The sequence below is a fragment of the Intestinimonas sp. MSJ-38 genome (assembly GCF_018917925.1).
Taxonomy (GTDB): domain Bacteria; phylum Bacillota; class Clostridia; order Oscillospirales; family Butyricicoccaceae; genus Pseudobutyricicoccus.
Map to the genome: position 1 here is coordinate 242,976 of NZ_JAHLPO010000001.1, position 22,273 is coordinate 265,248.

18 protein-coding genes and 1 pseudogene are annotated in these 22,273 nt (G+C 46.3%); 11 read left to right on the forward strand and 8 right to left on the reverse strand.

Annotated features, from left to right (window positions below):
- Positions 1 to 2: 2 nt before the first annotated feature.
- Both KQI26_RS01180 and KQI26_RS01185 read right to left on the reverse strand, forming a co-directional pair.
- The gene (locus KQI26_RS01180; RefSeq protein WP_216502812.1) at positions 3 to 950 is read right to left on the reverse strand and encodes a hypothetical protein; all 948 of its coding nucleotides are present in this window, start codon (positions 948 to 950) and stop codon (positions 3 to 5) included.
- An 82-nt stretch (positions 951 to 1,032) separates the two neighbouring features.
- Positions 1,033 to 3,378 carry a tetratricopeptide repeat protein gene (locus tag KQI26_RS01185; RefSeq protein ID WP_216502813.1) on the reverse strand — a complete coding sequence of 782 codons (2,346 nt, stop codon included), beginning with the start codon at positions 3,376 to 3,378 and terminating at the stop codon, positions 1,033 to 1,035.
- Positions 3,379 to 3,547: 169 nt separating this feature from the next.
- Between KQI26_RS01185 and KQI26_RS01190 the strand changes: the two genes are divergently transcribed.
- The 6 genes and pseudogenes from KQI26_RS01190 (at position 3,548) to KQI26_RS01215 (ending at position 11,719) form a co-directional block, all read left to right on the forward strand.
- On the forward strand, positions 3,548 to 3,691 hold the full coding sequence (locus tag KQI26_RS01190; RefSeq protein WP_216502814.1) for a hypothetical protein: 144 nt from the start codon (positions 3,548 to 3,550) through the stop codon (positions 3,689 to 3,691).
- Positions 3,692 to 3,837: 146 nt separating this feature from the next.
- Positions 3,838 to 4,914 carry a YhcG family protein gene (locus KQI26_RS01195; protein ID WP_253292575.1) on the forward strand — a complete coding sequence of 359 codons (1,077 nt, stop codon included), beginning with the start codon at positions 3,838 to 3,840 and terminating at the stop codon, positions 4,912 to 4,914.
- Positions 4,915 to 4,951: 37 nt separating this feature from the next.
- Positions 4,952 to 6,922: a recombinase family protein gene (locus KQI26_RS01200; RefSeq protein ID WP_216502815.1), complete on the forward strand. Its 1,971-nt coding sequence runs from the start codon at positions 4,952 to 4,954 to the stop codon at positions 6,920 to 6,922.
- Positions 6,923 to 7,088: 166 nt separating this feature from the next.
- Positions 7,089 to 7,214: pseudogene (locus KQI26_RS15635) on the forward strand (hypothetical protein); the annotation flags it as partial.
- A gap of 15 nt (positions 7,215 to 7,229) precedes the next feature.
- Complete coding sequence (locus tag KQI26_RS01210) at positions 7,230 to 9,869, forward strand: hypothetical protein (protein WP_216502817.1); 2,640 nt, start codon at positions 7,230 to 7,232, stop codon at positions 9,867 to 9,869.
- A 14-nt stretch (positions 9,870 to 9,883) separates the two neighbouring features.
- On the forward strand, positions 9,884 to 11,719 hold the full coding sequence (locus KQI26_RS01215) for a DUF2357 domain-containing protein (protein ID WP_216502818.1): 1,836 nt from the start codon (positions 9,884 to 9,886) through the stop codon (positions 11,717 to 11,719).
- A 309-nt stretch (positions 11,720 to 12,028) separates the two neighbouring features.
- On the opposite strand, the gene KQI26_RS01220 is transcribed toward KQI26_RS01215, so the two are convergent.
- From KQI26_RS01220 to KQI26_RS01245, 6 genes are all read right to left on the reverse strand, one after another.
- Positions 12,029 to 12,394 (reverse strand): hypothetical protein, encoded by a 366-nt coding sequence (locus tag KQI26_RS01220; protein WP_216502819.1) that lies wholly within the window; start codon positions 12,392 to 12,394, stop codon positions 12,029 to 12,031.
- Positions 12,395 to 12,475: 81 nt separating this feature from the next.
- Positions 12,476 to 14,905, reverse strand: coding sequence for an ABC transporter permease (locus tag KQI26_RS01225; RefSeq protein WP_216502820.1), 2,430 nt, complete (start codon positions 14,903 to 14,905; stop codon positions 12,476 to 12,478).
- Positions 14,902 to 15,576 (reverse strand): ABC transporter ATP-binding protein, encoded by a 675-nt coding sequence (locus KQI26_RS01230; RefSeq protein ID WP_216502821.1) that lies wholly within the window; start codon positions 15,574 to 15,576, stop codon positions 14,902 to 14,904. Before KQI26_RS01230 ends, KQI26_RS01225 begins: the two co-directional genes overlap by 4 nt.
- A 112-nt stretch (positions 15,577 to 15,688) precedes the next feature.
- Positions 15,689 to 16,939: a sensor histidine kinase gene (locus KQI26_RS01235; RefSeq protein ID WP_371744044.1), complete on the reverse strand. Its 1,251-nt coding sequence runs from the start codon at positions 16,937 to 16,939 to the stop codon at positions 15,689 to 15,691.
- Positions 16,936 to 17,625: a response regulator transcription factor gene (locus KQI26_RS01240; protein WP_216502823.1), complete on the reverse strand. Its 690-nt coding sequence runs from the start codon at positions 17,623 to 17,625 to the stop codon at positions 16,936 to 16,938. Before KQI26_RS01240 ends, KQI26_RS01235 begins: the two co-directional genes overlap by 4 nt.
- 674 nt (positions 17,626 to 18,299) lie before the next feature.
- The gene (locus tag KQI26_RS01245) at positions 18,300 to 18,503 is read right to left on the reverse strand and encodes a DNA-binding protein (protein WP_118746417.1); all 204 of its coding nucleotides are present in this window, start codon (positions 18,501 to 18,503) and stop codon (positions 18,300 to 18,302) included.
- A 320-nt stretch (positions 18,504 to 18,823) separates the two neighbouring features.
- Here KQI26_RS01245 and KQI26_RS01250 point away from each other — a divergent pair, with 320 nt between their 5' ends.
- The 5 genes from KQI26_RS01250 (at position 18,824) to ymfI (ending at position 22,092) form a co-directional block, all read left to right on the forward strand.
- A complete protein-coding gene (locus tag KQI26_RS01250; RefSeq protein WP_371744050.1) occupies positions 18,824 to 19,222 on the forward strand; it encodes an InlB B-repeat-containing protein in 399 nt (132 codons plus the stop codon).
- Complete coding sequence (locus KQI26_RS01255) at positions 19,123 to 19,323, forward strand: hypothetical protein (RefSeq protein ID WP_216502837.1); 201 nt, start codon at positions 19,123 to 19,125, stop codon at positions 19,321 to 19,323. Before KQI26_RS01250 ends, KQI26_RS01255 begins: the two co-directional genes overlap by 100 nt.
- Before the next feature lie 93 nt (positions 19,324 to 19,416).
- Complete coding sequence (locus tag KQI26_RS01260; protein ID WP_253292582.1) at positions 19,417 to 20,826, forward strand: DEAD/DEAH box helicase; 1,410 nt, start codon at positions 19,417 to 19,419, stop codon at positions 20,824 to 20,826.
- A gap of 1 nt (position 20,827) precedes the next feature.
- Entirely contained in the window at positions 20,828 to 21,364 is a 537-nt protein-coding gene (locus KQI26_RS01265) for a GNAT family N-acetyltransferase (RefSeq protein WP_216502825.1), read from the forward strand.
- Complete coding sequence (gene ymfI / locus KQI26_RS01270; RefSeq protein WP_371744045.1) at positions 21,361 to 22,092, forward strand: elongation factor P 5-aminopentanone reductase; 732 nt, start codon at positions 21,361 to 21,363, stop codon at positions 22,090 to 22,092. The genes KQI26_RS01265 and ymfI overlap by 4 nt, the downstream gene beginning before the upstream one ends.
- Positions 22,093 to 22,273: the final 181 nt, after the last annotated feature.

Consider the following 22,273-nt stretch of genomic DNA (forward strand, 5'->3'; position numbering starts at 1 on the left):
CGTTATTTCCTCCAAAGTTTACTCAGCCAAATACCAAAGCGATTCCACCAATGAAGATTAGGTGCAGGGGTTTCTTCCAGTTTGAATGCCACATCCTGAATTACTGCCAGTGTATCAACGAAATGGTAGTCATCCTCACACTTTTTTGCTATTGTATCACGCATCACTGGATGCGAGTTGCTTTTGATTATTTTACTGGCATCTGCCTCCTGTTTTTCCTTGCGTGCGCCTGCTTCTTGGAAATAGGTGAAGGTGTTTGAAGTAATGAATTCTCCGCTTACGATACCCTTATAAATGCCGACAATAGACACATGACCAATAAGCAAATCGTTAATGTTGTACTTATTCTCAAATTCTGATTGAATCTCCATAGGAATTTTAATGATGATTTCAGATATAGGTTCTTGCATCCTTTCGTCATATACAAGTCCCTTCAAAATGTATGCATAGTCTTGCAACATCGAACTAACCAGGTTATTGACTTCCATGCCTTCTATCCGCATACCCTTTAATGCATCACGACGTAGTATAAGAAATTGCCGAAGGCTTTCTTCGTTTAGTAGTTCTAATTTGACTCGATCAACTTTTACAAGATCGCCCTCCACTGAGGCATCCAATACAGACACAGATGCACACTGTTCAATGACTCTGCGCAAAAGGATAGATTTTGTCGTTTTTACATCTAAACTTTCCACTACTTTGGATGATGATGTAGAAGTTTCCCTTGCGTCTGCTGAGATAGATGCCTTAATTCCGTCCAGAAATTGTTTTGTTCCTTGTGCTGATATGGATGATGTATAGCCATACTGTTCTTCGAAACTACTTGATTTATCGGTTTCAATTTTAGTAAGAATAACATTGTTAATCATCATTGCAATTTCGTATACCTTACTGAAATTCAGATAGTAGATATTAAAATCATGTGATTTCTTTTTTTCTGTTGTATCCAAATGGGTCGCTTCCTATATTTTATTGTGTGTCAGCGGTACCCAACATTCAACCGCCATATTTTCTAAATCCAGATTTGTTAATTTAACGCTTCGATAATTTTTCACCTAAATACAGTCCCGCCTGCGTATAGGTTCCCATCAGTTCCTGCTTCTTTGCTTCGATTACTTCTGGCTCTGCGTCAAACACCACTTCATAAATTGCCATCATTTTCTTGAAATGGGTAGTAGCCTGCTGAATGTCCCCGATGGTCAGGCAGATACTGCCCATGGCCTCCTGTACATTGGCGTAGTCCAAACTCTTGTCCGAATGATATTCCCGGAGCAGTTGGGAGAGCTTCTGCAGAGCAGACAGTCCGGCGTCAGGCTGTCCCATATCGGTAAGCAGTACCGCATAATTGGAGATCTGTACAATGCTGTCATGATACTGTGTCAGGCCATATTGTTCCAGAATTTGAATGCCCTGTTCCATGTTCTGCTTTGCCAGTTCCAGTTTACCGCTCAGCTTATACATTCCACCGAGGTTGGAGTAAAGATTGGACACCAGAAGGGCGTTGTCCGCAGTAATTTCCGGGAGCATGGCAATCGCTTCTTTTTGCAGCTTGATTGCCTTGTCCGGCTTCTTTTCAGCATAGGCACGATAGCTTGTCAGCAATGCCCGGTCAGAAACAGAGCCGACAGAACGGTTTTTCAATAATGCGGACAGTTCATTCAGCACCAGTTCCATGCCCTGCGAATCGTGATACTTATCCATGTACGGGTACACATCTTCCAGAAAACGCAGGTAGAACGGCATATCGTCGTTTTCGATGCGTTCGATGATCGACCCGACCATCTGGAACAGCTGACGGTAATAGGGAATGTCACAGCCATGAAGCAGGCAAATTGACTGGATGCTGTCCAGCAGAGTGCGGCAATTCTGCACCGATGGCCGGGTTTCTTCCATTGCAACTTCCTGTATCATGGGATGCAGCGTAACCGCACGCCCGTCTGCCGTCTGCACAAAGCCTTTTTCAATCAGATCATTAACAGAATTCATATCCCGCAGGTTCAGCCAGTTTGCAAACAGTCTGGCAGGGATGCTGGTCAGCGGAGCCAGGGAAAGATTTCGCATAAGCTCCGTTTCCGCATCGGACAGCTGATACAGGGAAAACAGCGTGTGGATATGGTCATAATAGGTGGCCTTGCGGCTTCTGCCGTCCTTGGTGATACCGATGGTATCGGTCGTATCCAGGGCGGCTTTTTCCTCTTTCAATTTCTTTAAGAGGGAAGGCGGCTCCAGAATCCCGGTTTCCAGCAGACGGGCGGACAACTCGACTGCCAGCGTGTGTCTGTGAACCGTCTGGATGATTTGTTCCAGAATCGGGCGGTGCTTTTCAGCATTAGAGTAAAAGCAGCCCATCAGGGAAAGCAGCGATTCTGTATCAGCGATTTCCTCCAGATTCATGGAAGTATAGTTGTCAAATCTGCTTCGTGTGGTGAAAATGATCTTACAATGGTAATTCAATACCACATCCAACAGGCTGTCCCTTGCCGTGACCGTATTGAAATTGTCGATGATCAGCAGGCTATCCTCTCGCAGTTTGCGCAGCAGGCGATGGTGCCGACTGAATCGGGCATCTATCGTTTCGCTGTCATCCACATCATCGGCAAAATCCAGACCGGCAATGTCACGCTTCAGATCTCCGGTATAGGTGAAGTAGATAATGTTGGTGTACTCCTTGCCGTATCGTTTGACATAGGCTTTTGCCAGTTCACTTTTACCAATACCGGCAATGCCCTGAAGAAATACTTTTCCCTGAGCGCCGACCAATTCATGCAAAGTGGCCAATTCCGTGTCCCGCCCACAGAAATAACGGCATGGAGCCGGAGCTTTAACGCCATAAACAAAGTCTTTCAGAACAGGAGAGAGAGAACTGGCAGCTAACAGGTTTTTGGTATTGGCGTCACGCTTCCGGAATTCCCGTTCCATCCCGAAAAACAGCACCGCCGCCATAAAGTCCGCCTTAGCCTTGTCGGTCCTGCATGGATAGCCAGCAGCCAGCTTGTTCCTGCCCTCGTTGGAAATGGTGGTATCCTGCAAAAGCAATGTGTGCAGCTCCTGTGCGGCCATGGCACTATCGTACATCAGCGGAAACACTTGATATTCCATGTCGGCGGACAGCATTTCTTTATTTTCTTCTTTTATGTAGAAGGAGATGATGCGGGGGCTGATTCTTGCCTGCCCGTTGAACCAGCGGCAGACCTGCCCGTTATCAAAGGCAAAATCCCGTTCGGTCTCATCGTTACAGAAGGTGGAAAATACCTGCTCCAGCAGGCGGATCTGATCAATTTTTACTTCTACATTTAAGTGCTTGTCCTCGACAGTGCGTTCATCATTGATATATTTACGAATGATGGTGATGACTGAACTGAAATCAAGATATTCCATAAGCCGCCTTCCTGAAATCCGTCAATTTGCGCTCAATCCATGGTCAATGTTCTTTTGTGGCGTTTATCTTAAAATGGACATAGATTGATGAAAGCTTCCTGTTAATCATTATAGCACAGCTTTCAAGTCCACAAAAGTGCAGAGACGATTGATTGGAAAGGATGAGCTCATGGAACAGGATAAAGCATTTGGGCGCTGTGTAGATTTTCTGGCTCGTATGATTGAAAAATACGGACAAGAGCTTCTCGATGAAATCAATGCAACCGCAGATGAAGGAACGGATAATAGAACAGAAAATGCAGAGTCAGCATAGATGGGTGTCAGTGACGGCATCCATTTTTTATACTTTGTATATATCGGATATTGAAAAACTGAAAATCAATGGTATAATAAAGTTGGGACAAATAATTGAAACGGTAATCTAATGCATGCCATAAAATATTGCTGGAGGCAGTGACTATGAATAACAGAAAATGTATGGGGAAAGATAAAGATGGAGTGATATTTCCTGTTGCTCCAAAACTTTCCGAAATGAGTGATAGTTATTTGAATTTTATAGAAGAAATCAAAAAAGAAATTCAGACCCAGAGAATTTCAGTTGTGCTGAATGCCAATTCCAGTATGATCTGTCTTTACTGGAATATTGGTAAAGCCATTCTGCAAAAGCAGGAGGAAGAAGGCTGGGGTGCTAAAGTCATTGACCGCATGGCGAAAGACCTGAAAGATGCCTTTCCGGATATGTCCGGTTTTTCTCCAAGAAATATCAAATACATGAGAAAATTCGCAGAGTGCTGGCCTGATTTTGAAATTGTGCAACAGATCGTGGCGCAAATTCCATGGCGTACCAATCGTATGTTGCTTGACAAATTGGATACACAGGAAGAACGAATCTGGTATGCACATAAAACCATCGAAAACGGTTGGAGCAGTACGATTCTGGATTTGCAGATTCAGAGCAAATTGATTGAACGAACAGGAAAAAGTGTCAATAACTTCCCCGCTGCCTTACCTCCTGCGGATTCGGATATGGCAAATCAGATTTTCAAAGATCCGTATCTGTTTGATTTCCTTGGTACTGATATGCCAAGGCGAGAAGTTGAGATTGAACGGAAGCTGACAGAGCATATCCAGAACTTCCTTTTGGAGTTGGGACAGGGTTTTGCATTTGTAGGCAGACAGGTACATCTGGAAGTAGGCGGAGATGATTTTTATATTGACCTGTTGTTTTATCATCTGAAACTTCGCTGCTATGTGGTAATCGAATTGAAAGCCTGTGATTTTGAGCCTGGATTTATTAGCCAGCTCAATATGTATCAGAATGTTGTAAATGATATTCTGCGCCATCCGAGTGATAATCCGACCATTGGATTACTTTTGGTTAAAGGTAAAAATCAGACAGTGGTTGAATATTCCCTTGCTGGGTACCAGAATCCGATTGGCGTAGCGGAATGGAAAAATCAGATGGTAAAAGCTCTGCCGGAAGAACTGAAAAGCAGCTTGCCGTCTATCGAAGAAATCGAAAGAGAATTGGAGTAAAAAGTGCCACAGGCCGTGGCACAATTACATATCACCTATGGATAGAGGTGGATTAACCTTGAAAACCCCAAAATGTTACATATACACACGAGTATCTACCTCAATGCAGGTGGATGGATATAGCCTGGATGCACAGAAAGACAAGCTAAAGAAATATGCCGAGTTCCAGGGTATGGTTGTTGCCGGTGAATACTCGGATGAGGGAAAATCAGGCAAAAATATAGAAGGGCGTCCGCAGTTTATGCAGATGCTCAAGGATATTGAAACCGGGAAAGACAAAGTGGATTTTGTTCTGGTGTTTAAGCTTTCCCGTTTCGGAAGAAATGCGGCAGATGTACTCAGTTCATTGCAGCATATGCAGGACTTCGGCGTTAATCTGATCTGTGTGGAAGATGGTATTGACAGCTCCAAGGACAGCGGTAAACTGATGATTTCCGTTCTGTCTGCCGTGGCTGAAATCGAGCGGGAAAACATTCTTGTTCAGACGATGGAAGGCCGTAGGCAGAAAGCCCGTGAGGGAAAATGGAACGGTGGTTTTGCGCCCTATGGCTATAAGCTGGAAAATGGAGAATTGCTGATTGCGGAGGACGAAGCAGAGGTCATTCGCATTATTTACGATAAGTTTGTCAATACAACGATGGGAGCGTCAGCCATTGCAACTTATTTGAACGAGCGTGGATATGTAAAAAAGAAGCGGCAGAACAACACACTGGATATGTTCTCGGCGCATTTTATTAAACTTGTTCTGGACAATCCGATCTATTGCGGCAAACTTGCCTATGGACGCCGCAAAAATGAAAAAATAGCAGGGACCCGAAACGAGTACCATATTGTAAAACAGGATGAATACCCGGTTTATGATGGCGTACATGAAGCAATCGTCCCGGAAGAGGTATGGCAGTTGGCACAGCGGAAACGCCAGGCAACAGGTGTCAAGAGCGAAAAGATCTATAATCTGGAGCATGAGAACATTTTGTCCGGCATCCTGCGCTGCCCTGTATGCGGTGCTGCTATGTACGGAAATGTGAATCGCAAGAAAAAGGGCGACGGGACGCATTACAGAGATTATTACTATTACAGCTGCAAGCATCGTACAACAATCAATGGAAACAGATGCGGATATAGAAAACAGTGGAAACAGGAAAAAATTGATGGTGCTGTCGAAGAAGTAATCAGAAAGCTGGTTCAGAACCCCAAGTTTGAGCAGGCAATCCGTCAGAAGATCGGAGCAAGAATTGATACAGATGAGCTGGAAACCGAACTGGAACAGCTTCGCAAGAAACTACGGCAACTAAACGGTGCAAAGTCCAAACTGGGGCAGCAGATGGACAGTCTTGATATATTGGATAAATACTATGACCGAAAGTATCAGGACATGGAAGAACGCCTGTATAAACTATACGAAGAAATTGATTCCGTGGAAACACAAATTGAGGAAGTGGAAACCAGAATTATCAATGTACGCCAGCAGAAAATTTCCGGGGATAACATCTATCAATTTCTTCTGTATTTTGATAAACTGTATGACAAGTTCAGCGATGCGGAAAAGAAGGAATTTCTTAACAGTTTTATTGAACGAGTTGATATTTATGAGCAAGAGCAGCCGGATGGCCGGATTTTAAAGCATATTAAATTCAGATTTCCTGTTTACTTTAACGGAAAGGAGATAGAGGAATTGGGTTGGGACGATGAAACAACAGTTGAGACGGTGTGTTTATTGTCCAAACTTCAAAGCAAGGAACATATCGAGATCGAAGTGGCTATAGACGAGATGGATTTGACTTCGGCAGAGAGTAAAGCAACCTACGAGGAAATCCGGGAATATGTTTTCGAGCATACCGGACTGAAGGTCAGCCACCTCTATATCGCACAGGTGAAGCAGAAATACGGCATCATTGAGCGTGAAAACTACAATAAGCCGAAATCCGAAAACGCCAAGCAGCCCCAATGCCCGCCGGAGAAGGAAAAAGCGATCACAGAAGCTTTGAAGCACTTTGGGATGATTTGAGGTGATGTATATAGAGCGCTTTCTCCTTAGAGATGAGCATTCTGAAAATTTCATATAATCGTCTTTGAAGATTACTAGCTGACAGGAAATAGACAAGGCGGACTTGAGAAAAATTGCTGAAATTGCACTAAATACAATGACAAAGCTACGATGAGCTCAAGAGGTAACACTATCTATATTGAGGAGAATCTGTAAAGTGCTTGACGCAAACATAGGTGACATTATGGAGTTTTTGTCTGAAAAATCTCAGGATGATTTATCAGGCAATGATTATATGAGGAACATCAATTAATAAGGAGGATTGGACATGGGAATCTACATAGGCATCATCGAGAAAAAAGGATATACTCCAAATATTTTCTTTAACTTCAAGCCAATAGCGGAGGTTCAAGATTCACAGGTGATCATGCTTTCTCCACAGGAACAAGAAGCATTATTGCCCGAATCAGAAAAACGAAATATTTGTTTCTCCTACAACTGGAATGACGATGGCGAACATCGTCGTATGGATGAGTTTTTTTCTGAAAGTTCACTTGTTCTGTTTGAGTTCACTTTGCCAGATTTACAGCCTAATTTCAAGGCAAACGGAGATAGGAACCAAACTGGCTACAAGGTTTCTGCCATGGAAATGTTGGACAGAGAAAAAATCCGCCCCATCGGAAATTACGGTGTGTATTTTGCCGTACGCAAGGATGAAGTAATTTCAGATTTGAAAAATGATACGATAGTTGAAATTGAATCTCCTTGCGTGCTTGCGGGTAATCAGGTCTTTATTGAAATGGATGGCTTCTGGGCTGGCCCTTATGTGGTGGGGTATCGTGAGTATACATCGTCGTACTATGTAAAGCCGCAGGTTAAAGAGCAAAAATACACCGTTAGCGGATATAGTTATAGTCGGATGAACAAATTCGAGTTAAGATATTCCGAAGGCTATTGGGGTGCCCCCGAAAACAGATGGTTGATCTTGAGTCCCAAACGGGATTCTGTAGCTGAACAGTTAGATGTTATTTCTGATTCTGTATTGATTGAGAGCTTTAAGGATAGCATTAAGAGTGGAGTCACTGCCAATGGCCAGATTAGGCTAGATGATGTTCCTGCTCTTTTGAAACAATATGAGGAATCTGAAATTGCTGGTTCTATTTTGACTGAGGAGACACGGCGTTCCAGATTGAACCGACTGGTCAATATCATGTCATCTGAAGAAGATGTGGATGATACTCTTCGCACCATTACAGACTTTGTCTGTGACCTGCTTGTAAAATACCAGGATAGCCCTAATGTGGATGAATGGCTGCAGGCATTGGTTGAAAAGAATCCACGACTGCTCGATCAGTTGCAAAGATCTCAGGTTATTACCAAACACATAATAGAGCTTGAAGATAAACTCGAAAATTTGGCAGTACAGAAAGGATTGTTGGAGCAGGAAATCGAAGAGTCTCGCCAGCGTGCAGAAACCATTGACCAACAAGCTATTGAGGCTAAGAAGCGTGAAATGCTGGAGAAGGAAGCTGAATATGCGGATCTTTCGGCTCGTATTGAAGCAAGTCAAAAGCTTTATGGAGTAATTGGTGACATTGGCGATCTCCAGAAAAAATATAAGGAACTCAAAGGCGAGGTTGATTACCTTAGTGTTCATAAAAATCACTTAACCAGCGATACTAGCGGTTTGGAATTGCAATTCCAGCAGCTTATCAGCCGTCCGCATGAAAAAATGGTTGAAATCGCATTCGATGGGTTTATGGCTAGTAAAATGCTCCGTGCTGCCGCAGAATGGGAAGCTGAACAGTCCAATGGTCAGCATATAGAACTTACAAACAAGGTCATGTCCCTTCAATTGCCAAATAAAACACCTGAGGAACTTATTGAATATCTGTGCCGGGTCATTCAGGTTCGCCGCCCCAACTATAGCAAAAATACCATCATTAACATCGCTATCTGTATGACACAGGGTTTCCTAACGGTATTCTCTGGCGAACCGGGTTGTGGCAAAACATCTATATGTAATATTATGGGTGAGGCACTTGGCCTTAATAAGATTTCTGATTTAGTTGGCTGCCCCGAGAATAGCAAAGAATCTGTTGATCGTTATGTGGCGGTTTCCGTAGAGAGAGGCTGGACATCCAAAAGAGATTTTGTCGGTTACTATAATCCCCTGTCCAAAACTTTTGACAAGAGCAATCGCCGGATTTATGATGCACTTCATCAGCTAGATACAGAAAAGCGGATTGGCGCATTCAATTTTCCGTATGTTATTCTGCTCGATGAAGCGAATCTTAGTCCAATGGAATACTATTGGTCTGATTTTATGAACATCTGCGATGATTTGGGCCCTCACAGTAAGGTAAACTTGGGAGAAGACCATGTGTTTGGCATACCTGAAACGCTCCACTTCGTTGCAACAATTAATAACGACCACACAACAGAGACTCTTTCTCCTCGCTTGATTGACCGCGCTTGGGTCATTACGCTCCCGCAGCTCACCCTTCGGGACTACAGTTACTCTGTCAGCGAGGCAAAGATTCCTGCGGAAATAATTGAGGCCATTCCATGGGCTTCTCTTCGAGACGCATTTATTCCCGCAAAGGAAGAGTGTATCTTTACCCCAGAAATTCAAAAATGCTATGATTCCATTATTATAAAGCTGCGTGAAAAAAATTTCTCTGTGAGTCCTCGTATCAATGCTGCAATTAAGCAGTATTGGACTGCGGCCTCCAAGTATTTTGAAATGGATGACACAAAAACTGCTGCGGCTACCATCGCGCTGGATTATGCTGTTGCACAGCGTATTCTTCCCAAGATCATTGGCAATGGCGAGGAATTTGAAAAGTGGTTAAATGAATTCGGCAGCTTGTGTAGTAGTAATGGACTGAACACTTCGGCTAGAATGGTGAAGAGCATAATCGAACGAGGTAATCATCAAATGAAATATTATCAATTCTTCTGTTAAAGGAGGACGATATTATGGCCACTTGTTCATTAACTTTACATCCCTATGGCAAGCAACCGTTTTCAGTTGGGCTGTCAGAGAATGATGGGCGAAAGGGTAGTATCGAGCAAATTATAACAAAAACAACTGATGTATGCATTTTCTCAGATCTGAGTTATGAATTTGCTCTATCGTGTGGGGAAACAAGTCCTGTTCGGGAAGTCGATGTTTACATTAATGATGTGTATGAGCCATCTATACACAATAATGGACGAATATTGTTCCCGAATAAGAGTACAAGCGATCGGCGCATTTTTATGGACTGTTATGGATTTGTGGAAATCACCCTAGTAGTCCATGACACTGATGGTGTCGAACATCAGTACTCTACTGCGTATCTCCCGGTACTGGTACGGCGCGGTGAACTTAACGATGCGGTGAAGGCCATGGTAAGCTATGTGTATTCTAATCAAGAATTACTATTGCTCAATGGTGAACCGAAGGCTAGAAATCCCACAAATCTGAAAGAGAGTGGTTACCAAAGTCTCTCCGCACAGATTATTCTTGCCGAGGAAATAGCTGCCATCTATGAAAGTAGTTATGGTTATTTTAAGGCCAATAGTCGCTTTAGGATTGACAAAGTTTCAAAAATTGATCGGTTTGAGCGCTTGCAATATGTAACACCAACGACAGTTCAGTTCATAGCCACTCATCCAGAAGAATTGCGGCAAATTAACGGAAGCTCTGGTATACGCATCGGCAACCGGGTTTATCAACCAGAGAAAACGCTCTCGCTGCAAAATGAACGCTCATATGACACCTACGAGAACCGGGTTGTGTTAGGGTTCATTCGAAAAATGATTGATTCTGTCAATGAACTGTATGTGCATTGCTACTCTTTGCTTCAGCAAATCCCCGACAATGAGGATTATAGTGCCGAGTACATTTATTCTTCCTTTTTCATGTTTGCAGGAACCAGAAAAATGTTGGAAAATGAATTAGCTCGGTTGAAAAACCTCCGCATAAAGTTTGCTCATCTCTGGACAATGTACAGCAGTGCTTTTAGAATTCAGCCAGAAGCGATGCTAAGCGAACCTCAGCCATCCCATATTTTGATGTCGGTTCCACAGTATAATCGCATTTTCGTCCACATTCATAAATGGTTCTGGTTTGGTATTTATGATTTCGCCAAAGAAAAGTTTATGCTTTCATTTATCAAGATTTCTTCACTTTATGAAGGGTATCTGTTGGCAAAACTGATTTCATATTTTCAGAACCGTGGATATGCACTTGAAAATGCAAAAAAATGTGTGTACCCAATAAGATGTAACTGGAAATACAAAAACACAAATTGCAATAATACATTCATTTTCAGGAACGATCATCATAAGCTAACGCTTTACTACCAGCCGGTTATTTATGACACCGACGAATGCAGCGTAAACGGAATTGGTTTGATTCGCAACAACTCCATCCCTGTTTTTACTGGAGATAACGATGATAATCGGTCTGGCGGACATTATTACTCACCTGATTACCTGATTAAGGTGGAAGGTGATTCCTCTGTGCGATACCTCATACTAGATGCAAAATTCAGTGATTTTGTATGCGTGAGACGGCATCATGTCAAGAATCTTGCATTTAAGTACCTGTTCTCCATGAGTCCTATTCGACCGACAGAATCCATTGTAGGGTTATGTTTGATTTATGGTAAGTGCGATGCCTCCGAGCAAATGCAAAGTGCATATGATAAGCGTCTACATGGTCAGCAGATAATGCCCGCAACCGAACTTCTACCTTTGATAGAAGGTGTTGCAAATGAAGGGCATTATAGCAAATTAGATGCGCTTATGAGGACAGTCATCACCTAAAGTCTACCTAAGCCCCCTTAAAGCAAAGCTGCCACGCGTCCATTCAACACTGAAAGGACACGTGGCAGCTTCTCTTTTTGGCTCTTATAATATCAAGGCATTGAATATTTCCATAGGGTGAAGAAGTCATCTATAGGGCGGCCCTTTTGAATCTGGGTCATCCAATAGGGGCGCGAGCATCCCTGTTGGTACACGATTTTCCGTAGGAAAGACTCAGTGTGTTATGCCTTTACTTCCAGGGAAAAATCCATCTGACCGGAAAGGGAAGCCGATGCATATATGAGACTCCGTCTCGCCATAGTGAAACGATTATTCTTCGTCTTTTGTGGGCAATTCTAATATTTGTTTTGTAAGCTGCTGAAGCAGCGCAGATGTGGATTCACCCATAGGAATCACTTTTCCAACATAGGCAGCCATAGCGGCTGATATATCATCGGTGGTCAGCTCAGATTGCGGTTTGTCCAGCAGTGAATCACGGATGCCCTTCACAGCTTCTGCCGTAGCGATTGCCCCGGTAGGCTGTTGTGCTGCTACATCCTCTTTGATTTCTCGGATAATTTTCATCAGAATGTTCTTGATTTTTTCAACATCCGCTTCATTGCTCTGAATTTTTGCGGAGTTCAGGAAGCTTATATCATTGATGAGTTCTGCCCGTTTGGATGGTTCTGCGCTCATCAGTTCAGCCAGCGACTCGGTGGCAAGGTCAAGGTAAGCTGCCGCCCATCTTGAGCGGCAGCTTGCTTTTTATAGAATCTACTATCCCTGATACCTTATTCTTTCAACCAGCGTTTCCTTTTTCAGATTACTGCTTAAAACGAGGGAAAGCACAATTTGTAGAATACCAACCAGAAGAATCATAACAAGAATCGGGATAAGAGGAACATGATAAATGTTCATTCCAAAAATCCCATTATGCTTCGCATAGGAAAACAGTGCATAGCCAAGGGGCAGACCGGCAGCAAGTGCGACGCAGATGGTGCCAACCGTAAAAACCAAGCCCTGTATTTGTAAGCTCAGATTCAACTGCTTATTGGTCATGCCTACCGCTTGCAGCACACCGTATTCCTGCTTCTTCGTGGTGATATTGATGATCATGGTGTTTGCCAGATTCATAAACCCAATGAGACCGACAATTGCCATGAACAGATAGCAGCCAAGCTTCATCATACGGCTTGCGTATTCTGCGGTTTGCAATTCTGCGTGATAGGTGTTCAGCTTGATATGAGAAGTATCGGAGAGCAGGTCATTCAGGCTTTGCTCTACAGATGCCACATCTTTTTTATCACAGTCTACCCACAGATAGCCATAGGCTGTTCCCCTCGGATTCATGGAACGGTATACTTCTTCCGGAATGACAAGATAAGTGTCCGCGCTTACAAAGGAGCCTGCAATCTTTCCCTGATAGGTATAGGTTCCGCTTCCGTTATCAAAGTTGAATGTAATCGGTGCACCCGCAGAATACCCGTCAGCTTCCATCCACATGGACCAGCCAAAGAAAACATCCCCGTTTTTGACAGCCTGTGCATAGTCCATGGAACCGATATCGCCATCCCCGCGCATCATTTCAAAATCCTCTTGATTTACGATTGCAACCGGAAATTTTGTTCCGTTCAGATCTGCAGAGACGATTTCTCTCGTCAGTACATCCGTTACACCGGGGATGGATTTGATTTCTTTAATCAAAGAATCATTCAGTGGGTTGTTCTGTAGGATTGTGTCCAGATTATTCTCCGAATAGGCTTCATCATAATTTTGGGAATAATCCAGCTGCAACTCAAATTGTCCATGGTTGATTGCAATCCGCGCCTCGTGCTCCGTGTCAATATTCCCAACATAATTAGAGATAATTACAAACAATACACAGGAAAGCCCCATGGTAAGAATCGTAGCAATGGTTCTTTTCGGATTGCCTGTCACATTTGCCATTGCCATGGAGAAAACGGTGACATCTTTTCTGCCTTTTCGTTTGCCCTGTTTTTGCGTTTTGGAGCCGTCAAGATACCGTGTCGCTTCGATGGGTGAAATCCGGGAAACAATTTTCATGGGTTTGCGCAGAGCCAAAACGACCGTAAGAAACGATACAAAAATGCAGATGAGCATAATTGTCAGTGAAAACAGAGGCACCTGATGGTTCTTGATTCCGGACGATACCAGATTTCCCTGCTCCACCAGCCAGTTGAAGCTGACTTTTGCAATCAGAAAACCAAACAGCAGCCCCAGCGGTATCGAAGGAACCGCCAGAAGAATGCCCTCACGAAAGATCAACTGCTTCATCTGCTTTCTGGTTGCACCCAGCGCCTTGATTTTTCCGTACTCCTGAACCTTCTGGGCGATCCCGACCTGGAAGATATTATAAATGACCACAACGGAAAACAGCACGATTCCGAGGATCAGGGTTCCACAAACCACAATCATTTCATAGCTCGGCTGCAATACCCACTGCAGGTAGAGGTCATTGATGATCACATTTTTCTGGTCAATGCCGCAGGAATCCGCGATTTCTTTTATAACAGGCGCAACATTATTCATAGATACATTTGCAGAATCGCTCAAGGTAAAATAGATATTATATTGCCTGTCACCCTCCGCAACACGCTCATTATAAAAATCCTGCGAACCGAATACAACATAGGAAGCCTCAATGGTATATTCATCCCGGTCATATAAAATCCCGCTGACAGTAAATTCCACCGGTGCGTATTCCGACTGCATGCCGGAACGGTACTCCAATGTTACGGTGTCTCCGACCTTTACATCATGGTATCCCACTGCATCAAAGAAAGCGCGTCCTGCGGCAATTTCCTGCGCCTTTTCCGGATAGGTACCTTCCTTCAACACATATTCCTGATTATAGGGAAGCATTTTCCTGACCGTTTCATCCGCACTGACAAAGCCGCCATTTTCATTTCCTTTCAGGATGCCCTCCGTACACATGATGCCGATATCAGATATCTCAGCTCTGCGTTCCACTTCTTTTAATTGCGTACCATCTGCGGCGATAAACAGGCCGTAGTTGCTTCCGTATGAGCCTGCAGCCTGATCCTTCTGTAAGAGGATCAGGCCATTTCCAATTGTACTGATAATGACCAGAAGCATGGTAGTCAGGCAAATCGCCGTCATAATGAGGACACTTCTTGTCCGATTTCTTTTGTCGTTGTTGAATGCGATTTTGCTGATCGTCCTCAATTGAAATCCACCACCTGTCCATCCTCGATGACTAAAATACGGTCAGCAACCTGCGCGATCTCATCATCATGGGTAATCATTACAATCGTTTGTCCATATTTTTTTGCGCTCATTTTTAGCAGCGCGATCACCTCGTCACTTGTCTTGGAATCAAGATTTCCGGTTGGCTCGTCCGCAAACAAAATCTCCGGTCTGTTTACCAAGGCTCTTGCAATCGCAACGCGCTGCTGCTGTCCTCCGGAGAGGGTATTCGGAAGATTATGAATCCGGTGTTCAAGACCCAGTGTGGTGATAATATCATTGACATAAGCTTTATCCACTTTTTTTTCGTCAAGCCCCAACGGAAGAACGATATTTTCCCACACATTGATGGAGGATACCAGATTGAATGCCTGAAATACAAATCCGATCTTTCTTCTCCGGAAAACGGCAAGCTGATCCTCCTTCATGGAATACAGGTCCTTGTCAGACAAGATCACGCTGCCGCTGGTTGGTGTATCCAGCCCGCCCAGCATATGCAGCAGGGTACTTTTTCCGGAGCCGGATTTTCCGACAATGGCGACAAATTCTCCCTGCCCAATCTGGATATTCACATGGTTAACGGCTTTGACCTGATTTTCCCCCGTCCCATAAAATTTGCAAAGCTGATTCGTTTCTAATATCACGCCCACTCCAATGGCCTCCTTTTCTTATTTACCCGCATTGTATCAAAGGAGCCTTTCATTTCACTTTCAAAAAGAGAGCAGAAGTCTTACAGATTTGAAAGACTTCTGCTCATCATCTCTACGAAAGTCCATTCTCCGGCAGCTGAATCAAAAAGGTACTTCCTTTTCTGACTTTGCCGGAGGCCACCGTGATTGTCCCACCATGCTGCTCAATAATCTGTCTGGACAGATACAGACCGATGCCAGTTCCGCTCTTTTCGCGGACTTCCGGCGCAGTCCCTCTGTAAAACCGCTGGAATATTTTATGGTATTCACTCTGCGGGATTCCGATTCCCTGATCCTCGATCTCAATTCTCACAAAGCCGGTTCTTTTTTGTAGCCGGATCGTGATTTTTGAATGTTCTGGGCTGTATTTGATGGCATTGTCCAAAACATTAATGATTGCTTCTCCAAGCCAACGTTTATCCTGCATAACCATGCATGTTTCCAGCTCTTTTGCATAGTCAAAAACGAATTCAATTTCTTTCTCATCCGCTTTTAGATAAGTACAGTTCACAGCAGATATGACAGTATCCATAAGCGGAAGTTTTTTCTTATTAATCTGAATCAGTCCAGTTTCCATCTTGGATATTTCCAGCAGAGACTGCAACAATGTTTCCAATCCGTCCAATGCACTCCGGCAGCGGATGCGAAATTCCTGTTGCTCCGTCTCACTCAGATTGTTCCGCAGCAATATGCTAAAGCAGGTATCCAAAGCTGCAACCGGGGTTTTCAGCTGATGGGAAATGTCGGATACCATTTCCTTTGTGCTTTCCTTCTCCGCTCTGGCTTCCTCTTGCAGCAGCTGGATATGATGTCCGATTGCTTCAAGCTGAAATTTCAGTCTTTCCTGCCCGACATGATCTTCTGTGTCCGGCACTACCTCAAAGTGATTTTCCCGAAATGCAATCAGGATTTGCTCTAGCTGCTCCAATCGTTTCCGACTTTCTTTCGCCTCAGCTTTCTTCCGGTAAAACAGGAATGTTAGCAAAGACAGACATAGCACTGCACTTGTACAGCCGGTTATCATGATATTCTGCCGGAAGCGCACATAAAACGAAGTCCCTTTGTTTTCCCAGTACCCGTATTGCTCTAATAATTGCTTACCTTGTTCATTGGCTTGATGGTCGTTTCCTTTCAGCCATCCTGCGGCAACATCCATGCCGGTGGTCTCTGCGCCCGCCGCAACTTCTGTCAGAATATCCATTTTACATTGATAATCCTGATAATATAAATAGGTGGTAAAGCAGTTCAATACCGCAAAAAAGAGTAGAACCGGCAGCACCAGTGACAAGGCATCAACCCACTTTTTACGATGTCGTTTCGTCACTGACTTACCTCCTGATTCCATATATACCCAAGCCCGCGGATGTTTTTAATATAGACCGGAGCCGCCGGGTCCTCTTCGATTTTCTCCCGAAGCCTTCTGATGTTCACAGCTACTGTATTTTCATCCATAAAATCACCATCCAGATCAAACACATTTTCTAACAGCTGTGTTTTTGAAAGAATCTGTTTCGGGTTTTGAAGAAAAAAGGACAGCATTTTCAGTTCATTCTTCGTAAGGCTTATTTCTCTTTCCTTTACGAACGCCCTCATCTCTCCGGGGATAAATACGATATCCTTTGAATGAATTTTTGGAGTTCCGGGTTCATTCTTTCTGCGGCGGAAATGAGCCTCGATTTTCAGAAGAAGTACGGAAAGACTGAACGGCTTTGTAATATAATCGTCCGCACCGGCTTCATATCCCATGACCTGATCTGTCTCCTGATCCAACGCGGTAAGACAGATAATATATACATTTTGACAATTCCGCATCCATCTGACAAGCTCTAATCCGTTTCCATCCGGAAGATTCACATCACAAATGGCAACATCCACTTGGATTTTTCTGGAAAGCAATTTTGCTTTTTTTATTGTTTCTGCCGAAAAAACCTGGTATCCGGATTTTTTCAGTGAAAAAGTGATTCCACGATTCAAGTTTTCATCGTCCTCAACCACAAGGATATTTGGCATAATTCAAACCACCCTTCCGTCTTAGCTATATATGTTAAACGCTACATCAAATACTGCAAATGCTTTTATTGATTCAGTCGAATTCTGCATTCCTGTTGGCACACGATTTTCCGCAGGAAAGTCGTGTGTGCTATACCTTTGCTTCCGGCTGACGCGGGAAAGGGACCGCATTCGCCCTCCCTCCCCAAAACTAATTTTATTATATTCAATAAATTTCAGGAGCTGCGTCTCGGAAAAACGCGGGATCGGGTACAGCATGATGTGAGTTTTGTCACCACGAGGCATTTTTGTTCCTTTTGCCCCCTGACATGACATAATCGAAGAATCCATCTTGAAACATGATGGATTTCAGAAGGTATGCGTACTTCTTGTCCAAGGCTCTAAAACACAGGACATCGGCGTTACACCCGCCCGAAGTTGTTGCGAACCACATCTTTTTGAAATATGGACGGATGTTGCTAACAAGCACATCCTCCGCTTGAAAATATGTCACTCGCTCTGAAGAATCAGTCGTGCCAAAGGAAGCAGCACCTTGCTTGTCCGGCAGAATGTTTTCCGTTGAGACATAGACATGACTCCCTAGAGTCGTAACCAAGGGGTCAGTGCGCCCATTCGCACCCGCGAGGTAGAATAGGCCCCATTATTTCGAGTTAGAGTCGCTGATATGATGCGGCTCATTTTTCATTTTCGACGGGCTTCTTGATATACCTGCCGTTCTTGATTCGCGCGTCCGCTGGCTTCTCTGCGTCCTCTGGAATTCCCCAGACCGTGCCAATGCGGATAGCACCGGGGACGCGACCCTCGCCGCACAAAATCTGAATACGGCGGGTGGAGATACCCCAGCGTTCGGCGGTTTGCGCGATTGATAAATACTTCATGGGCAGCACTCCTGTTGCAGTTCGGTTCTATGTCTGCTTATAAAATCACAGTATAATTATAATCGCCAAAGCGAATAAAAGCAAAGGCTTTTCGGAAAAGTCCAGGAAGTATTTTCAACTCAAAAATCAAGGGTTTGGGGCTTCCCCAAAAATCAAAATGGGCGTATCGGCTGCAAAGCTGAACCGCTCATTTTCCGGTGTGTACGGACACCGGATGTGCTTGCTACCGGTATGTCTTTTTCGTCACGGTGAACGGAAAAGAATATGCCGCCGCCCCCCTGTATTTCACCACATTGGGAACCAGCATCAAGCCTGTTTCCGTGCTTCTCAACGGAAACGGCGGCTCGGTGTCGCCCGGTTTCATCTCGGTGACGCTGGGGAAAACCTATCCGGCCCTCCCCACACCGGTGCGGGAAGGTTATACCTTCACCGGCTGGTATACCGGCACTTCCTCCAGCGCCCAGCGGGTCTCCGCCGGAGATGCGGTGCCGGCCACGCCCCCTTCTTCCCTCTATGCCCATTGGGAGAAAATCCCTGTTGCTGATTACACTGTTACCCTCCATGTGTATAACGGCCCCATTGGGACAAATTTTCCGTTTTGCTGGGAGTGTGCATTGGCGTGCCCAATCTGCTCTCTCCCTTCTTTTTGCTGCGGGAGAAGGCCGAACTGCCCGCCGCTGTGGTGTTCCCGGTGTACAGCGCCGGCTCGGTGGCGGTGATTTTGCTGGGCAGCTTCCTGTTCTTCCATGAAAAACTGGGAAAAAAGGAGCGGGCCGCCGCTCTTTTGACCCTGTGTGCCATGATGCTCATCAACCTGTAACTGCGGCTTCTTGCTGAAAGAAAAAAAATCCGGTATACTATATCATAAGGCTGAAACACTGCCCCCTTTTCCCATGCGGAAAAGGGGGCATCATTGAAAAATATCAAAAGAAAGATTGGTAAAAAAGAGATGGAATTCAAAGAATTTGACCTGGCGCCGGAAATCCTCCAGGCCATAGAGGAAAAAGGCTACACGGCCCCCACTCCCATCCAGCAGCAGGCCATTCCCGCCCTGCTTTCCGGCGAGGATCTTCTGGGCTGTGCCCAGACGGGCACCGGCAAAACCGCTGCTTTTGCCCTGCCCATTCTGCAAAAGCTCTTTGCCAGCTGGGATTATAAGCACCAGATCCGGGCGCTGATTCTCACCCCCACCCGGGAGCTGGCTTTGCAAATTTACGAAAACTTCCTGGATTATGGCAAGCATCTGCCTCTCCGGTGCTGTGTCATCTTTGGCGGCGTGTCCCAGAATCCCCAGACCCAGCAGCTGAAAGAAGGGGTGGATGTACTCATTGCCACCCCGGGGCGGCTGCTGGACCTGATGGGTCAGGGCTTCATTTCCCTGAAACACACGGAATACTATGTGCTGGATGAGGCCGACCGGATGCTGGACATGGGCTTTTTACCCGATGTGCGCCGCATCACCGGCAAATTGCCTCAGGACCGGCAGACCATGCTGTTTTCCGCCACCATGCCTCCGGAGATCGCCCGACTGGCTCAGAAATTGCTCCACAACCCTGTGGAAATCAATGTCTCCCCGGTATCCCGGCCGGTGGAGCTGATCGCCCAGCGGGTCTATCTGGTGGACAAGGGCAACAAATCCAAACTGCTGGCCCATCTGATCCACACCCTTCCCATTCCCCAGGCTCTGGTGTTCGCGCGCACCAAGCACGGGGCCGACCGGGTGGCGCGCCATCTGAACCGGGAGGGCATCACCGCCCAGGCCATCCACGGAGACAAGACCCAGAACAACCGGCAGCGGGCGCTGCAAAACTTCAAAGACTGGAAAATCCAGGTTCTGGTGGCCACCGACATTGCCGCCCGGGGCATTGATATTGAGGAAATGCCCTATGTGATCAACTACGATATGCCCTCGGAACCGGAGACCTATGTGCACCGCATCGGCCGCACCGGCCGGGCCGGAGCAGCGGGCACTGCCATCTCCTTCTGCGATGAGGAGGAAAAGGCCATTTTGCGGGATGTGGAAATGGTCATTGACAAATTGCTGGACATCGATTACGACAACCCCTATCCGCTGGGGAGCTATGTGCCCGACCCCAATCAGCCGAAAAACCCGCCCCGGCCCCGGAAAAAGGGCAGCGGCGTCACTCCCAAAGCCCCCCGCCGGGGCAAGAAGGAGGAAAAGCCCGCCACGGCCGGGGAGCAGGCTTCCGCCACGGCTGAGAAAAAGCCGGAAGGGGAGCAGTCCCAGGCGCCCAAGCGCCGCCGCAGAAGAAGACGGAAAAAGCTCTCTTCTGCCTCCTCCACCCCCAACCAGGAATCGTAACATGGCAATCATCACCCTTCCACGCCTGACCCTGCGTCCCTTTCGCCGCACCGATGGGAAGGAGCTTTGGCAGCTGCTGACCCAGGAGGCGGTGGCCTGGGAGTGGGGAAGGGCAGAAAGCCTGGAGGAATGCATCCATCTCAGCCTGTTGTGGGAAAAGTCCCAAGACATCTGGGCCTGTTGCCTGGGAGACCAGGAAGGCCCTCTGATGGGTAAACTGCGCCTTTCTCCGCTTCCCGAGCGGGGCAAAGGGGTGCGGGAGCTGAGCTATGCCTTTCATCCCGCCCATTGGGGCCATGGTTATGCTCTGGAAAGCTGCCAGGGACTGCTCCAGTATGGGTTTGCAGAGCAGCAGATGAAGCAGGCCGTGGCTTTCTGCAGCTTTTCCAATGAGCCCAGCATCCGGCTTCTGGAAAAGCTGGGTATGAAGCGACAAAAAGAGCCCCGCCCGGGGCTTTTTCTTCGGGAAGGACAATGGCAGGCGGGCTGGGAATACACCTTTTCCCGCCGCCAATTTGAAAGGAGATGGAAACCATGAAAACCGCCCTTATCACCGGCGGCAGCCGGGGTATTGGCCGGGCCTGCGTGCTGGCCTTTGCCCAGGCTGGCTGGCAGGTGGCCTGGTGCTACCGGAAAGAAAAGGAGCAATCCCTGGCCCTGGAGCAGGAACTGAAAAATCGGGGTCTTTCCGGTCTGGGTATTGCCGCCGATGTAGCCGACTCCGGGCAGGTGGAAGCTCTGTTTTCTCAAATAGAACAGGCCTTGGGGCCGGTGGATGCCCTGGTGTGCAACGCCGGAGTAGCCTATCAGGGTCTTTTGAGCGACATGACCGATGAGGACTGGCGGCGGGTGATGGGGGTCGACCTGGACGGAGTGTTTTACTGCTGCCGCCGGGCCATTCCCTCCATGGTCCGCCGTCAAAAGGGCAGCATCCTCACCATCTCCTCCATGTGGGGTCTGACAGGGGGCAGCTGTGAGGCGGCCTATTCGGCCGCCAAGGCGGGAGTGATCGGTCTGACAAAGGCTCTGGCCAAAGAATTAGGCCCCTCCGGGGTGCGGGTCAACTGCGTCGCCCCGGGGGTGATCCACACCCAGATGAACGGCAACCTGACCCAGGAGGACCAGCAGATCCTGGCTGACGAAACACCCCTCTGCCGCCTGGGGACACCGGAGGAAGTGGCGGGGGCCGCCTTGTTTCTTTCCCAGGAAGATGCCAGCTTCATCACCGGCCAGGTGCTGGCGGTGGACGGCGGCATCGCCATATAATGAAACACTTTCAAAAAGGCTCTCCCCAAAAGGGAGGGCCTCAGACTGTCGAAAAACCTGTATAACGAAAAGGGTCGTCCGCCCTACCCCTATCAATCCGCAAAAAGCCGCGACCTATGCGTGGCTTTTTGCACTTCTCAAGGGCGGGGCGCCCCGCTGGTCCGGTGGCCGGACGGCCATA